This is a genomic window from Marinobacter sp. EVN1 (genome assembly GCF_000475375.1).
Taxonomy (GTDB): domain Bacteria; phylum Pseudomonadota; class Gammaproteobacteria; order Pseudomonadales; family Oleiphilaceae; genus Marinobacter; species Marinobacter nauticus.
The window spans coordinates 65865-79048 of sequence record NZ_AXCB01000034.1; the positions used below are offsets into that span (position 1 = coordinate 65865).

Consider the following 13184-nt stretch of genomic DNA (forward strand, 5'->3'; position numbering starts at 1 on the left):
AGCAGGCCAACGCTTGCGGCAGTGTGGGGGGCTCCCTACAATATCGCTCCAAATTATAACCGGGGCCGGGTCACTGACAGGCTCCTGATGAGACTGAATCTTCTACGAACCAGGGATCTGACTATGGCGTTTATCGTTACTGATAACTGCATCAAGTGTAAATACACCGACTGCGTGGAAGTCTGCCCCGTGGACTGCTTCTACGAAGGCCCTAACTTTCTGGTCATCGACCCGGACGAGTGCATTGACTGCGCCCTGTGTGAGCCAGAGTGCCCGGCCGAGGCCATCTTCTCGGAAGACGAGCTGCCGGCAGGCCAGGAAGCCTTTGTGGAAATTAACGCAGACCTGGCCGGCAAGTGGCCCAACATCACAGAGAAGAAAGACCCACTGCCAGACGCCGAAGAGTGGGACGGCAAGCCCGACAAACTCCAGTACCTGGAGCGCTGAGGCCAGGCCGCACAAATACAAAAAAGGCCGGAGGGATCACCTCCGGCCTTTTGCGTTGTCGGCCCTGCCGTCTTTCAGTCAGTGGCCGCCAGCAGCTTTTTCGTCGCCGCCGAGCGATAGAACGGTTCCAGCCGGCGCCGCAACAGCGCTTCCAGATAGCCCTCCTGCCTCAGCAGATCCACCAGCGGCAAGCCCACCGCTTCAAGTTCTGTGACAATCACCTCCCGCGTGACGCCGATATCCGCCAGCAGGTTCATCACCGGTTGGTTACCATAGCGGGCATACAAGCCTTCCACCACTGCCTGGACACAGCCCTCAAAATACGGGGTCTGGCGGAAATGCAGCCAGAAGTCATAGCCCAGTACCACAAACTCCTGCAGCTGAACATCGCCCAGTCCGTCCTGCAGATCCTCGATGGTGCTGTCTTCGAGAGATACCCAGGCCGCCATGACCGTGTCACGCAATTCATCGTCGCTGAGTGCCTTGTGGAGGAACTGCTCACTCCGGGCAATCAAGCTCGGCAGGCTGTCGGAGAGCCAGGCCTTGATCCGGCGTTCAAAGGTTTCATCCAGCCCCGGTACCGCCTTGTTGGCCATTTTCTTGCCGAATTTCATCATCGAGCCCACTCCGGGTACTGAGCGGGTAATCAGATTATCTTCGTACAGATAGTTCACCAGGCCGTGATAAACCACATTCGAGACCAGCTCCTGATAAACCGGGTGAGCCATAATCTCGCTGATCACCCGCTCCCGTTGGTGGCGCAACTCCAGAGCTTCCTCAACAAACGCACTGGCCTGCTCCCGGGACAGAATATCGCCCAACCGGGTCTGCCTCTGAACCGGAGCATTCAACACTTCGGTTGCCAGATCCGCCGCCAGTTCGGGAATGCCGGCATCCAGCTCCATGCTCACCACCACCCGCCGGATCAGGCCCATAATCTGCTCGGCACTGACAGCGCGTTCCAGGGTAATGCTGTTGGCATGCTCCAGCAGCTCATCCACTTCCTGATGCAGAAACTTTTTCAGTTTGGCGCCTTTCAGGGCATTCAGCTCGTGCCGAACGTGGGCTTCGAGTAATTGGTCAGCCAGGGTTGAAGTGGTCTCGGTCATAAGCCTGTTTTCCTTTGCCAGGTTTTCTTGTCAGGCAAAGAGGCTAACACGTTCCGGGGCATGGCGGGTTTGCCCGAACTACAGTATCCGACATGATGCAGGGCCAGTCCGGAAACCGGCCCGGAGGGTTTACTGAAAATCGCTGAACTCGTGAGGCTCCGCCGCCAGCGCCAGACAAATACTGCCCGGCCCCACATAAATGGCACTGGTAATGCCCATCTGGGACAACAACAGCTCAACGCCGTTCTGCTCGCAGGCGTCGCGAAGCCGATTCAGGCCCGGCAGATCCTCGATTTCGGTCCAGCTCAGGCCACAGGAAAGGCTGACATACGGCGTCAGCAAACCAGCTTCCACCCGGGCGACCGCGTAATTCATCACCTTCTCTACAGCCATGTCGAAGTTACGGGTCTTGGCAACCGGTTTGCCTTCCACACCCTGCCCGAAAATCACCGGGATGATGTTCAGCGCCTTACCCAGGAAAGCCGCCACCGCAGACACGCTTTTGTCCCCTCGGCGCCGGGCGCGTTCACGGATGTAATGCAGATCCCGGGGAATGACACAGGTGTAGATTTTGTCGGTGAAGGTTTCCACTTCATGGCGAAGCGCATTCTTCGATACTTTCTGGCCAATCAGCTTCAGCGTGTGAGCCGCCAGCAGCCCCTGGCCGGCAAAGATCTGTTTGCTGTCGATCACCCGCATGGAAAACTTACCATCCCGGCCTGCAGCCTTGCGCGCCTCTTCATAATGCGCCATCACAGAGTTCATGGCTTCAGATGCGTTCTGGTAAATCAGGCTCCGGCTGCGGGTAACGGTTTCGCAGATGGCGACATCAAATTCGGTGACAATTTTTTCCATGAAAAGATCATGAATCTGCTCGGCGCTGAACGCCTCCGTTTCCGCCTGGTGCCCCTTATCGAGCAGGCCGCTCTGATAGAACTCCTGAGTACGGACAGGATCGTGGTTATCGATGTAGGTCTGGCCATCAATAATGGCCGTGACGGGCAGCACAAACAGGTCGTGTTTGCGGGCGAATTCATAGGGTAGATCACAGGCGCTATCAACGATCAGACCAACTCGCATGCTGAATGTCTCCGGGTTCGGGCGCGTCCTCTGGCGGGTACGCCCTTTCTTATGATTATTTTGCAGCGCCCCAGTGTTACACAGGCTGATGAAAATTTCAGCAACCCGGGAACCGGATCAGGCTTCCAGTTCCCTCAGATTGGCTTCCAGCAAACCGCGATTGTCCTGCTGCCACGGATGAAAATCCCGCCGGAAATAGGCCAGAAAATCCGGCAGGCACTTGCGCAGAACCCCCGGCTTGCCCCACAGGAAATTCAGCCCGCCCAACCAGGTTCTCAGGCTCCAGAGCTTGCCGTCGGTTTTCAGAAGGCTGCAGGTATTAAGGAAGGTGTAGCGGAAGAAATTCCAGGTTACGAACAGGAACACGATCCGGCGAAGCTTGTCGTTGCCAATACAGGCACGGTATACGTCGAAAGCCACCGACTTGTGTTCGGTTTCCTCAATGGCATGCCAGCGCCACAGCCTCTTCATGGTTGGAGTCGCCCCTTCCATCCACTCCGGGTGACTAAGAATGGCGTTGGCCAGAACGGCCGTGTAGTGCTCAGCACCACAGGTTCCGGCCAGCTGCCGACTCGGCGGCAGGCGCCCGACCCACTCCATATGTTTGCGGAACCGTTCGTCCAGGGCATCAATATCGTAGCCCCGGGCTTTCAGAGCCTCGTTGTATTCCTTGTGCTCGCGGCTATGCAGAGCCTCCTGGCCGATAAAGCCCTTGATCTCCTCCTTCAACTTGGGATCGGTAATCTGATCCCGGTAGAGCCGGACTGCGTTGATAAACTGTTGCTCGCCATCCGGAAACTGCAGGGACAAGGCATTGAAAAAGGCCGTTCGAAAGGCATCGTTGCCATGCCAGAGCGTTCTCAGTTCGGTACGAACATCGAACCGCAGGTGCCGGGGTTTGACCGTGACACCATCGGGGGTGGAGCTGATCGTCATGGCAGCCTCCTGTGGTCTGTTTGTTGTTATCGGGAGTTTGACTGCGGATAATTTTTAATCAACGGAATCAGTTTACCCCCACGTAACTGCAAACCGGAAGGCATACCTCAAGAAAAAAAGACGCTTTGTCACAATATGACAACTTGTCAGAAACCTTGACAGAAACAAAAAAGGGAGGCGCTCAGGCCTCCCAAGGACACACAGTGGGTAGATGCCGCCGCCGAACACGGCGGCATCAGGTTCAGTGCTCGTTGACCGGCTCCGTGCCCGGTGCTTCCGGGTCGGGGGTAAAGCCGAGAATATGAGTGCGCTCGATCAGGAAGTACAACACCGCACCAGTGGCCAGGCCCCAGCCCGCGCCGTAAACCGCGAGTACTACGCCCATCGTGCCAGCAATACCACGTTCAGTGTTGTTTTCCAGTTGCTCCAGGCCCACCATCAGACAGATGTAGCCAGTCAGCAGCAGTGTCAGCGACAGGGCAATCGGCAGCACCGGCTGGAAGAAGCTCACGAGCGGCAGCACAAACAGTGCGATGAAGCCTGTAATCCAGAAGGTGCCACCACCGCTGTAGATGGAATCCATGGCATTACGGCCATACTTGTAGCGCTCGGCCATGGTGGCGGTCACCGCCGTCCAGATCGGGCCAGCCAGGCCAGGGTAAGGCGCGAAGAATGCGTGGCCGCCATTACGGATAGCGGTCACCAGGTGCACGCGGTCCACGCTGTTGTCGATGTCTTCGTCTTTGCGCAGGTGGTCGACACGGTTCATCAGGGACTGACCAACCACGATGTCACCGAAGGCAATGACGTAGGCAATGACTGCGGTCGGAATCGCATACAGGAATACATTCAGATCCGGGAAACCAACACTAAACGGCAGGTAGTTCCACAACTGGTCGAACGCTGGCTTGGTGATCCCCCACTCAACATTCGGCACATCGTATTCGCCGGTGGCAAAGCCCACCAGAATGGCCACCACCATGCCCGGCACCATGCCGTAGTTGGCAATCTTGCGGGCCAGCACGTTCTTGTCGACAAAGCCTTTGAACGAGACGGAGAACATCAGATACAGACACACCAGGCCACCCACGATCAGGGAGATCGGCGTGTTGGCCAGGCGGCCGCCGGCCTCGATTTCACCCATCAATGCCGCAATACCGGCACCGATAATGATGCCGCCCTTCATAGAGCGCGGGATCCAGTTAACCAGTTTACTGCCCAGCCGGGTCACGCCCAGAATCAGGAAGATCAGGAACACCAGGAACTGCAATGCAAACAGCGCCTGGATGGCCTCAGGACCGGGTTCATAATCGGAAAGGAACAGCAGCACCACCGGAATACCCGGGGTAATCCAGCCGGGCACCAGAGGCACACCCAGCAAGGCTGGCAGCATAAAGCCGATACCGCAGATCACCACGTAAGCAAGGGCCACATCGTAGGGAACACCGAGATATTTTTCCAGCAGCGGAATCATGGCCAGACTGACCACAAACATGATCAACGCCTGCACCATCTCCGCGAATTCCCAGCGGTAATGCACAAACGGAAGACGAACCTTGAAGGGACCAGCAGGCCAGTACGGCTGCTCTTCACCATTTTTTCTGTGGAACATTTGCATAAAGAAACCTCCAGACACCGTGTTTCAGGCGCCAGCCAGTGTTGTTTTTGTGGAGAGGTATGGCTGCGCCGGCAGGCGCAGCCGTTAAAGGATTCAGTTCAGGTCTTTGGCCTGGTCCCTCAGTACGAACTTCTGGATCTTGCCGGTTGAGGTTTTCGGCAGCTCCGTGAAGACCACGGTCTTGGGCACCTTGAAGCGGGCCAGGTGCTCGCGGCAGAAGTTGATGATGTCGTCTTCAGACACATCCCCGGCTTCCGGCTTCAGGGTGATGAAGGCACAGGGGGTTTCGCCCCACTTCTCATCAGGCCGGGCAACCACCGCCGCTTCCAGTACGGCCGGATGGCGATAGAGGGTATCTTCCACCTCGATGGTGGAGATGTTCTCGCCACCGGAGATGATGATGTCCTTCAGGCGATCCTTGATTTCCATGTAGCCGTCTTCGTGCCACACCGCCAGGTCGCCAGTGTGGAACCAGCCACCACGGAACGCCTCTTCCGTGGCGGTCGGGTTTTTCAGGTACCCCTTCATCACGGTGTTACCACGCAGGAAGATCTCACCGATGGTTTTGCCGTCCTTGGGGACTGGCTGCATGGTGTTGGGATCAGCCACCATGGTGCCGCCCAGCGTGTGGTAACGCACACCCTGGCGGGCTTTGATCTTGGCGCGATCATGCAGAGGCAGCTCGTCCCACTCGGATTTCCAGGCACACACAGTGACCGGTCCATAGACTTCGGTCAGGCCATACACGTGCGTAACCTTGATGCCCATTTCTTCGATGGAGCCAATCACCTGGGCAGGGGGCGCAGCGCCGGCAGTCATGGACTTCACTTCGTGGTCGATGCCCGCCTTGGCTTCCGGTGAGGCATTCAGCAAGGCATTGAGGACGATCGGGGCACCACACATGTGGGTAACCTGATGGTCACGAATCAGCTGCAGAATCTTCTCCGGGTCTACCCGGCGCAGGCACACGTGGGTACCGGCCATGGCAGTAATGGTCCAGGGGAAACACCAGCCATTGCAGTGAAACATCGGCAGCGTCCACAGGTACACCGGGTGCATGTCCATGGACCACACCGTCTGGTTGCCCAGCGCGTTGATGTAGGCACCGCGGTGGTGGTACACCACGCCTTTGGGATTACCGGTAGTGCCGGAGGTGTAGTTCAGGGAAATGGCATCCCACTCATTTTCCGGGAAACTCCACTGGAACTGCGGGTCCCCTTCCTGCAGGAAGGCCTCGTAATCCAGGTCGCTGACCTGAACGCCCTCACCATATTCCGGGTCATCCACGTCAATCACCAGCGGCTTGTGCTCCAGATGGCGCACCGCATCCTTGATCACCTGACCGAACTCCCGGTCAGCAATCACCACCTTGGCTTCGCCATGCTCCAGCATGAAGGCGATGGCTTCGGCATCCAGGCGAACGTTCAGGGTATTGAGCACGGCACCGATCATAGGGATGCCGAAATGGCACTCCACCATGGCCGGAATGTTCGGCAGCATCACGGCAACGGTGTCGCCCCGGCCGATTCCACGGCCTTTCAGGGCAGATGCCAGGCGCAGACAGCGGTCGTAGGTTTCAGCCCAGGTGCGGCGGATAGCACCGTGAATGATGGCCGGGTAATCCGGATACACACTGGCCGTGCGCTCGATAAAATCTATGGGGGATTGAACAGCGTAGTTCGCGTCCCGGGGCTCTAGGCCCTGGTCAAAGATCGACGTCATTGGCGTGGTCCTCTAACTCGGATGTTGTTCTTATGGCGTATTCAGAAGAATCGCTAAAGCAGCTATACTCAGCATTGCCGAAAATGGTAGACCACAGCAAAACTACTAGAAACTCTACCATGGTATTATGGTAATACTTCTATAAAACATGACAGATCCCAACAATTCTCGACAAATCAATCTCCTACTGGACAGCGACCCGCAACCCACGCTGATTCTGGCAGCCGACGCAACGGTATCCGACTGCAACCGTGCCACCCGTGAGTTGCTCACTATCAGTAAAGCACCTACACCAGATGCTTTGTTACCGGTAAACACTCAGGCGCTGCTGCAGGCGGCCATCGGCCAGGGCCGGGCCATTGAGGATGTGGAGTCACGGTTCAGTGATCGAATCGTTCTGTGGAGCTTTATTCCCCTGCCAGAGGGCACGCAGGTTCTGGTGCGCGGGCGCGATGCCACCAACGACATTCGGGATCAGGAGCAGGCGGTCCGCTCCAACCGGCTTTACCGCCTGATCACTGAGAACACCACCGACCTGATCTCCCGGCATGCCCCGGATGGCCGTTTTATCGACGCCACGCCCGCCTCCTGGCGGCTGCTGGGATACTGGCCCGAAGAGCTGCGCGGCAAAGCCCTGGAAGACGTTTTCCAGGGGGAGAATCTGGCCGAAGAGCTGGCACAAACCCGCCACTGCCTGCGGGAAGACGGCTACGCCACCCTCACTCTGGAACTCCATCACCGGGACGGCAGCCGCCGCTGGTTCGAAATTGCCAGCCGGGCCATCCGCGAGACATACACCGGTGCCGTAGTCGAAGTGATCAGTGTCTCCCGTGATATTACGGCCCGGGTAGAATCGGAAGAGCAGAACCGCCGACTGGCAGACGAGCTGGCCCATACCGCCCGCCTGGCCACCCTGGGCGAGCTCGCCTCGAGCATTGCTCATGAAATGAACCAGCCGCTGGCCTCCATCGTCAATTTCGCCAGCGCCAGCCAGCGTTTTCTCAAGGAAGCGGACAAACATCCGGACCGTCTGCTGAAAGTGGACGACGGTCTGCAGAAGATCGTACATCATGCCAACCGGGCCTCAGAAGTCATCAAACGGCTACGAGCTTTCCTGCGCAAAGGCCAGAAGCGCATGGCACCGGTCTCGCTCAATGCCGTTATCAGCGACGTGGTGAAACTGTGCCAGTGGGAAGCTGAAAAAAACGGGGTCCGGTTACAGGAGTATCTGGCCGCCGATTCTCCCGTGATTACCGCAGACCCGGTTCTGCTGGAGCAGGTGTTGATCAACCTGGTCCGTAACGGCATAGAAGCCAATGTCGAAGCCCGTGGCGAAACCGGCCGGCTGTCCCATATCGTGGTGACCACCTGCATCAACGATCAGCGCGAAACCCTGATCCAGGTCACCGACGAGGGCACGGGCCTGGATGACGAAGGCATACGCCAGATGTTTCAGCCGTTTTTCACCAGCAAACCCAAAGGCCTGGGGCTCGGGCTTTCCATGAGCCGTTCGATTATCGAAGGTTTTGGCGGCTTTCTCGACGCCATACCCGCCGAAACCGGCGGGCTGACATTGATCTGTCGATTCCCGCCTAACCAGCACCGACTCGCCCCAAATCGCACCGCAGATTTCGCACATCCTCCAGGAGAAAAACCCTGATGCCAGACACGCACAACACGGTCTACGTGGTCGACGACGACGCCGGCATGCTTGAATCCACCCAGTGGCTACTGGAATCAGTGGGGCTGAAGGTGAAAGCCTACAGCGATGGCCGCCAGTTTCTGGATGCGGTGGAAGACCAGCGCCCTGGCTGCGTGGTTCTGGATATCCGTATGCCGGGGCTGGGGGGGTTGAACGTACAGGAAGAGTTGCAGAAACGAGGCCTGGACGTGCCGATCATCTTTGTTTCCGGCCACGCCGACGTGCCCATTGTGGTACGGGCCTTCAAGTCCGGGGCTTTTGACTTCATCGAAAAACCATTCAACGAACAATTGTTGCTGGACAGTGTGCAACAAGCCCTTCAGGACGCCGACGATCCTGTACCAAACGCAACGCCTGCTGCCAGTACCGAAGCATTGATTGCCAGCATGACCCGCCGGGAAAAGGATGTATTCCTGCCCCTGGCCCAGGGTTACACCAGCAAGGAAATTGCCGAGCAACTGGATGTCAGCGTCAAGACCATCGACCTGTACCGGGCCCGGGTGATGAAGCGCCTTGGTGCCGAGCGCCTGCCAGACGTGACCGGCCTGGCCATTGCCGCGGGTCTGTTGAACCCGCTCGAACTCAGGCAGCCCGCTCAGCCAGAATGACGCTGGACTTCGTGGGCCAGGGAGCCAAGTCGTATCACCGCGGTCTCCAGCCGGTCTGTCCAGGGATTGCCACCGTTCAGTCGCAGGCAGTTCTCGAACTTGTTGGTGGTTGAGAACATCAGCCCCGGTGCCACGTTGATGTTTTCGGCCCGGGCGCGCCGATACACTTCAGTACCGGACACACCGTCCGGCAGCTGCACCCAGAGCACAAACCCTCCCTGTGGCCGGCTGACCGCCGTGCCCTCCGGGAACGACCGGGCCACGGACGAACGCAGCCGTTCGGTCGCCTCACGGTAGTGTTGGCGGGCAGCGCGCAAATAACGATCGTAACCGCCCTGCTCCAGAAAATGCGCCACCGCCAGCTGTGGAATGGACGAGGTTGCCAGGTTCACAAAATATTTGTGCTGGCGGGCACTGGCCATGTGTCGACCGGGGATCATCCAGCCCAGTCTCAGGCCCGGTGAAATGGTTTTGGAGAAGGAACTGCAGTAGATCACGTTGTCTGCGCGATCAAAAGCCTTGGCCGGCCGCGGGCGCTCACCCGTGTGGTACAGATCGCCATAGATATCGTCTTCAATCAACGGCACATTGGCGGCCGCCAGCATGGCCACCAGTTGTTGCTTGCGCTCGTCCGTCATCCTGGCACCCATAGGATTACTGTGATTCGGCACCACCACGCAGGCTTTCAGAGGCCACTGCTCCAGGGCCAGCTGAAGCCCCTCCAGACTGATACCATCGGAGGGATGGGTCGGAATCTCAATCACCCGGAGCCCCACCACTTCCAGCGCCTGCAGGATTCCCGGAAAGGAAGGCGATTCCACGGCCACAATGTCGCCGGGCTGGGTGACCGCTCGCAGGGCCAGGATGATGGCCTCCTGGGCACCGTTGGTGGCTAGTACATCGTCTGGCGAGATCGGCACGCCGAGGCTCGCCATGCGCTGGGCAATCTGCCGGCGAAAGGATTCCTTGCCGGGGAAGGCGTAGTCCAGGGTTTCCAGGCCCCGCCGGGCAGCCCACAGGGTGCTCTGCTGGATCTGCCGCAGCGGCAGGTAATCCGGGTGTGGTATGGCGGTTGCCAACGGCACCATGCGCTTCTGCTCGTCCGCGCACAGATCCAGTGTCATTTCCCGGGCAGACACCGGCAGCGGCTGGCTGCGTTGTTCCGACATTCTGGGTTCCGGCACGTCCCTGGCAGGCAACCTTACGAAATAGCCACTACGCTCCCTGGCCTGCAGATAGCCACGGGCTTCCAGCGTCTGGTGGGCCTGAAGCACCGTGGAAATGCTGACACCAAACTGACGGCTGAGCACCCGAACCCCGGGCAAACGCTCACCCTCCCGGTAAACGCCATCACGGATCAGCCCCTGCAGCTGATCTGCTACCTGGTTATAAAGCACACCCATGGTCTTCTCCCTGTTTGCAGTGGCCAATCGAGGTCTATTGCAGCAGATCCAGCGCCAATTCAGGCAGTACAGATTGGCTACTTTTCGGCCAGCACAGTTCAGATTATAGATCATCTGTACCGATTCAATGCCTGGTTAACTGAATCTGTTATGGCAACACGGATAAGCGAACAATAGAGCCATCCACTGAAGAAGGGGTTTCACCATGGCACAGGTACAGAAAACCGACGAGCGCTTTAAACAACAACCGGATAGATCCAGAGCCAGTCAGAAAGACCTGTTCAACCTTGCCGGAGCAGGCGCTACGACAGGCAACGGTCATCACCTCAAAACCATACAAGGCCTGGCCCGGGATGGCATCCGGGTAATCCCGGCCGGCCACAACCACTGGATTCTCACCGGCAACCGCCCGCAGCCGGAAGTCCACTGCTACAGTGAGCAGGAATTACAGCGCTTCGCCCGTTCGCGAGCCAGACATTATCTGACCAACTCCAACAGGGAGAACCTATGAACACCACACCGATTTATCAGGTCGATGCCTTTACCAACACCCTGTTCGGCGGTAATCCGGCAGCCGTTATGCCGCTGGACCAATGGCTGCCAGACGAGCGGATGCAGGCAATCGCACTGGAGAACAACCTGTCGGAAACCGCGTTTCTGGTGCCGTTGCCAGAGTCTGACCCGGCGGATTTCCACATCCGCTGGTTCACCCCTGCGGTGGAAGTACCGCTGTGCGGCCATGCCACACTGGCCTCGGCGTGGGTGGTGTTCAACCGGCTGAGCTGGTCGGCCGACACCGTGCATTTTCACTCCAGAAGTGGCCCATTGGCCGTTACCCGCCGGGCAGAAGGCTGGCTGGAGCTGGATTTCCCGAACCTGCCCTTCGAGCACAGGCCAACGCCGGCGCTGATTCTGGAGGCTTTGCCCGGGGCGCCGGCCGAGTCTTTCTTCGTGCCTAACGACACCAATTACATGGTGGTACTGGGTTCCGAAGACGAGGTACGGAACGCAAACCCGGATAACCGCAAGCTGGCCGAGCTGGGCAACCAGGGCCTGATTGTGACCGCCCCGGGAACGGACTGTGATTTTGTCAGCCGCTATTTTGCTCCCGGCGCCGGTATCGACGAAGACCCTGTGACCGGCTCCATCCACAGTGTGTTGGTGCCCTACTGGGCTGAGAAGCTTGGTAAAACCGAACTCAGGGCTCGCCAGGTTTCTGCCCGCGGCGGCGAACTGCGCTGCGAGCTCCGGGGCGAGCGGGTGGCCATTTCTGGCCAGGCAGCCTTCTACATGGAAGGCTCCGTTCACCTGCCGTGAGGCTGGTATACTGCCCGGCGTTCTTCACCAACGGCGGGTAGTATCATGGCAGGTTCATCCTCAGCGTATGACGTAATCATCATCGGCGCCGGCGCAGCAGGGCTGATGTGTGCGGCAACCGCTGGCTACCGGGGCCGGCGTGTGCTGGTACTGGACCATGCCAACAAACCGGGCAAGAAGATCCTGATGTCCGGCGGCGGGCGCTGTAATTTCACCAATCTGAACAGCACACCCGCCAATTTCCTCTCGGATAATCCCCATTACTGTATCTCGGCGTTGAAGCGGTACACACCCCAGGATTTCCTCGAACTCGTAGATCGCCACGACGTCGAGTACGAGGAGAAAGCGCCCGGTCAGTTGTTCTGCCGGGACAGCGCCAAAGACGTCCTCAATGTTCTGCTGACCGAATGTGAATGGGCGGGCGCGGAGATCCGGCTGAAGACCCAGATTCAAAAGGTACGGGAAGTGAACGGTGGCTATCAGGTTGTGACCGGCAGCGGCGTGCTGAGCTGCGAATCTCTGGTGGTTGCCTGCGGCGGCCTGTCCATTCCCACCATGGGCGCGACCGGATTCGGTTATGAGCTCGCCAAAACGTTCGGGTTGAACGTCCTGCCGACCCGGGCCGGGCTGGTGCCCTTTACCCTGCAACCGGAGCTGAAACAGCAACTGGCGCCACTCTCGGGGGTCAGTTGTCCGGTCGATGCCCACTGCCATAACGAGCACTTCCGTGAGCCCATGCTGGTGACGCACCGGGGGCTGAGTGGCCCGGCCATGTTGCAGGTGTCCAGCTACTGGAGGCCGGGGGAGGAGGTGCACATCAACCTGTTACCGGGCCAGCCAATTCGGGAGGACCTGCTGGCACTTCGCAAGCAAAAGCCGCAATCCACTCCAGCGCAGTATCTCAACCAGCATCTGCCCAAACGTTTTGCCCAGGCATTTAATGAGCTTCAGGGCTGGCATGGCCCACTGCAGGGCTGCAGCAATCAGGACATCGAACAGATTGCCGACACTCTGGGCAACTGGACGGTGAAACCGGCCGGCACCGAGGGTTATCGAACCGCAGAAGTGACCTTGGGCGGAGTTGATACACGCCAACTCTCTTCCAAAACCATGGCGGTTCTGGATCGGCCGAATCTGTTCTTTATTGGCGAAGTGGTGGACGTGACCGGGCACCTGGGTGGTCACAATTTCCAGTGGGCCTGGGCGTCTGGTGTCGCTGCCGGCAACGAGGCCTGAGCGCCG

General features: G+C 58.6%; 12 protein-coding genes. 6 read left to right on the plus strand and 6 right to left on the minus strand.

All coding sequences use genetic code 11. The features are described 5' to 3' along the window. The first annotated feature begins 123 nt into the window (after positions 1-123). On the plus strand, positions 124-447 hold the full coding sequence (gene fdxA, locus Q674_RS34250) for a ferredoxin FdxA (protein WP_023009330.1): 324 nt from the start codon (positions 124-126) through the stop codon (positions 445-447). Between the two features lie 74 nt (positions 448-521). Here fdxA and Q674_RS34255 read toward each other — a convergent pair whose 3' ends face one another. The 5 genes from Q674_RS34255 to Q674_RS34275 all read right to left on the minus strand — a co-directional run bounded on the left by Q674_RS34255 (position 522) and on the right by Q674_RS34275 (position 6912). Further along, positions 522-1556, minus strand: a complete 1035-nt coding sequence (locus tag Q674_RS34255; RefSeq protein WP_023009331.1) for a hypothetical protein — start codon at positions 1554-1556, stop codon at positions 522-524. 129 nt (positions 1557-1685) lie between these two features. Then, positions 1686-2636 carry a DegV family protein gene (locus tag Q674_RS34260; protein WP_011785562.1) on the minus strand — a complete coding sequence of 317 codons (951 nt, stop codon included), beginning with the start codon at positions 2634-2636 and terminating at the stop codon, positions 1686-1688. Positions 2637-2753: 117 nt separating this feature from the next. After that, complete coding sequence (locus Q674_RS34265; RefSeq protein WP_011785563.1) at positions 2754-3572, minus strand: metal-dependent hydrolase; 819 nt, start codon at positions 3570-3572, stop codon at positions 2754-2756. A gap of 241 nt (positions 3573-3813) precedes the next feature. Further along, on the minus strand, positions 3814-5190 hold the full coding sequence (locus Q674_RS34270; RefSeq protein ID WP_023009332.1) for a solute carrier family 23 protein: 1377 nt from the start codon (positions 5188-5190) through the stop codon (positions 3814-3816). Positions 5191-5283: 93 nt separating this feature from the next. After that, entirely contained in the window at positions 5284-6912 is a 1629-nt protein-coding gene (locus Q674_RS34275; RefSeq protein WP_022990962.1) for an acyl-CoA synthetase, read from the minus strand. A gap of 148 nt (positions 6913-7060) precedes the next feature. Here Q674_RS34275 and Q674_RS34280 point away from each other — a divergent pair, with 148 nt between their 5' ends. Both Q674_RS34280 and Q674_RS34285 read left to right on the plus strand, forming a co-directional pair. Continuing rightward, on the plus strand, positions 7061-8572 hold the full coding sequence (locus Q674_RS34280; protein WP_023009333.1) for a PAS domain S-box protein: 1512 nt from the start codon (positions 7061-7063) through the stop codon (positions 8570-8572). After that, positions 8572-9222, plus strand: a complete 651-nt coding sequence (locus Q674_RS34285) for a response regulator transcription factor (protein WP_014420959.1) — start codon at positions 8572-8574, stop codon at positions 9220-9222. Before Q674_RS34280 ends, Q674_RS34285 begins: the two co-directional genes overlap by 1 nt. On the opposite strand, the gene Q674_RS34290 is transcribed toward Q674_RS34285, so the two are convergent. Continuing rightward, positions 9210-10625: a PLP-dependent aminotransferase family protein gene (locus Q674_RS34290; RefSeq protein ID WP_023009334.1), complete on the minus strand. Its 1416-nt coding sequence runs from the start codon at positions 10623-10625 to the stop codon at positions 9210-9212. The genes Q674_RS34285 and Q674_RS34290 overlap by 13 nt on opposite strands. A 205-nt stretch (positions 10626-10830) precedes the next feature. Here Q674_RS34290 and Q674_RS34295 point away from each other — a divergent pair, with 205 nt between their 5' ends. From Q674_RS34295 to Q674_RS34305, 3 genes are read left to right on the plus strand one after another with little or no spacing between them, the layout of a single operon-like run. Continuing rightward, positions 10831-11136 carry a hypothetical protein gene (locus tag Q674_RS34295; RefSeq protein WP_023009335.1) on the plus strand — a complete coding sequence of 102 codons (306 nt, stop codon included), beginning with the start codon at positions 10831-10833 and terminating at the stop codon, positions 11134-11136. Further along, the gene (locus tag Q674_RS34300) at positions 11133-11942 is read left to right on the plus strand and encodes a PhzF family phenazine biosynthesis protein (RefSeq protein WP_023009336.1); all 810 of its coding nucleotides are present in this window, start codon (positions 11133-11135) and stop codon (positions 11940-11942) included. The genes Q674_RS34295 and Q674_RS34300 overlap by 4 nt, the downstream gene beginning before the upstream one ends. Before the next feature lie 45 nt (positions 11943-11987). Next, complete coding sequence (locus tag Q674_RS34305; protein ID WP_023009337.1) at positions 11988-13178, plus strand: NAD(P)/FAD-dependent oxidoreductase; 1191 nt, start codon at positions 11988-11990, stop codon at positions 13176-13178. Positions 13179-13184 lie beyond the last annotated feature (6 nt).